Below are 468 nucleotides of genomic sequence, written 5' to 3'. Positions count from 1 at the left end.
GCGCAATGTTCATGTGCAGCCGCTGGGCGTGGATCTGCACACTTTCCATCCCGACGCCCGCGACCCCGGCCTGCGTGCCGAGCTGGGAATCGCTGAAGACACCCGTCTGCTGATCTTTGCCGGGCGCGGTTCCAAGGAGAAAAACCTGCCGGTGCTGCTCAAGTGCATGCAGCGCCTCGGTCCGCGCTATCACTTGTTGTTGGTCGGCTCGTCGATGCCCGCAGCGGTGCCGGACAACGTCAGCGTCATCGACGAATTCTGCCCGGCGCCGAAAGTCGCGCGGCTGGTGGCCAGCGCCGATGCGCTGATGCATGCCGGCGACCAGGAAACCTTCGGGCTGGTCATCCTTGAGGCCATGGCCTGCGGCATTCCCGTGGTGGCGGTGGCGGCCGGGGCGTTTGAAGAAATCGTCAACGATTCCTGCGGTCTGCTCTGCGCGCCGAACAATCCCCAGGCCATGGCCAACGC

General features: G+C 65.2%; 1 protein-coding gene. It reads left to right on the top strand.

All coding sequences use genetic code 11. From position 1 onward, the window contains the following. Window positions 1–468 (top strand): glycosyltransferase (locus tag J5M56_RS25020; protein ID WP_207938065.1); only part of this gene is annotated, 468 nt, incomplete at both ends.

This window comes from Pseudomonas sp. 51_B (assembly GCF_017491595.1).
Classification (GTDB): Bacteria; Pseudomonadota; Gammaproteobacteria; order Pseudomonadales; family Pseudomonadaceae; genus Aquipseudomonas; species Aquipseudomonas promysalinigenes.
Note: the sequence above shows the minus strand (reverse complement) of the source record. Positions and strands in the feature narration are given on the sequence as shown.